Origin of the sequence: Bacillus timonensis (assembly GCF_004799755.1) — a bacterium.
In the GTDB taxonomy this organism is placed as follows: Bacteria; Bacillota; Bacilli; order Bacillales; family Bacillaceae_L; genus Ferdinandcohnia; species Ferdinandcohnia timonensis_A.
On sequence record NZ_SLUB01000127.1, the window covers coordinates 1 to 1,416 of the forward strand.

2 tRNA genes and 2 rRNA genes are annotated in these 1,416 nt (G+C 48.8%); all 4 read right to left on the bottom strand.

Annotation, left to right across the window (positions count from 1 at the left end):
* Nucleotides 1-642: ribosomal RNA gene (locus tag E1I69_RS24075) — 23S ribosomal RNA — on the bottom strand; the annotation flags it as partial.
* Nucleotides 643-874: 232 nt separating this feature from the next.
* Nucleotides 875-950 (bottom strand) — tRNA-Ala (locus E1I69_RS24080).
* Between the two features lie 18 nt (nucleotides 951-968).
* Nucleotides 969-1,045, bottom strand: a tRNA-Ile gene (locus E1I69_RS24085).
* Between the two features lie 96 nt (nucleotides 1,046-1,141).
* Nucleotides 1,142-1,416, bottom strand: a 16S ribosomal RNA gene (locus tag E1I69_RS24090); the annotation flags it as partial.

Genomic DNA, 1,416 nt, shown 5'->3' on the forward strand with positions numbered 1-1,416 from the left:
GGGATCGTAACTCGCCGGTTCATTCTACAAAAGGCACGCCATCACACATAAATGTGCTTTGACTACTTGTAGGCACACGGTTTCAGGTTCTCTTTCACTCCCCTCCCGGGGTGCTTTTCACCTTTCCCTCACGGTACTGGTTCACTATCGGTCACTAGGGAGTATTTAGCCTTGGGAGATGGTCCTCCCAGCTTCCGACGGGATTTCTCGTGTCCCGCCGTACTCAGGATCCACTCAAGAGAGAACGAAGTTTCAACTACAGGGTTGTTACCTTCTCTGACGGACCTTTCCAGGTCACTTCGTCTACTTCGCTCTTTTGTAACTCCGTATAGAGTGTCCTACAACCCCAAGAGGCAAGCCTCTTGGTTTGGGCTATCTTCCGTTTCGCTCGCCGCTACTCAGGAAATCGCGTTTGCTTTCTCTTCCTCCGGGTACTAAGATGTTTCAGTTCCCCGGGTCTACCTTCGCTTACCCTATGTATTCAGGTAAGGATACTGCCCCATTACGAGCAGTGGGTTTCCCCATTCGGAAATCTTCGGATCAATGCTTACTTACAGCTCCCCGAAGCATATCGGTGTTAGTACCGTCCTTCATCGGCTCCTAGTGCCAAGGCATCCACCGTGCGCCCTTCATAACTTAACCTATTCGGCTTTGATAAGCGTCGAATCTCTTCGTCACCGCTTGTCGTCATCATCCTCACGTACGTTAAAGTACGCTCCGGTGATTCCTCAATTGGTTCCTCGACCTTCTCGCTTCTCATTCACCTTTAAGTTTTAAAGAACTTTTACTACTTCAATGAATGTTTTGTTACGTTATCTAGTTTTCAAGGAACAAAATAACTGATTTCAGTCAATTAAGATGTAATCAGTAAAATTGGTGGAGCCTAGCGGGATCGAACCGCTGACCTCCTGCGTGCAAAGCAGGCGCTCTCCCAGCTGAGCTAAGGCCCCGTAAGATATTTAATTGAATGGTGGGCCTAAATGGACTCGAACCATCGACCTCACGCTTATCAGGCGTGCGCTCTAACCAGCTGAGCTATAGGCCCATTCAAATATTCAATTCAAGAACAATCAGTTCTCTCAAAACTAAACATAATACATAACGTCTTTTTATGAAGTTCGTAGAACTTCAGTTTCCTTAGAAAGGAGGTGATCCAGCCGCACCTTCCGATACGGCTACCTTGTTACGACTTCACCCCAATCATCTGTCCCACCTTAGGCGGCTGGCTCCTTACGGTTACCCCACCGACTTCGGGTGTTACAAACTCTCGTGGTGTGACGGGCGGTGTGTACAAGGCCCGGGAACGTATTCACCGCGGCATGCTGATCCGCGATTACTAGCGATTCCGGCTTCATGCAGGCGAGTTGCAGCCTGCAATCCGAACTGAGAATGGTTTTATGGGATTGGCTTAACCTC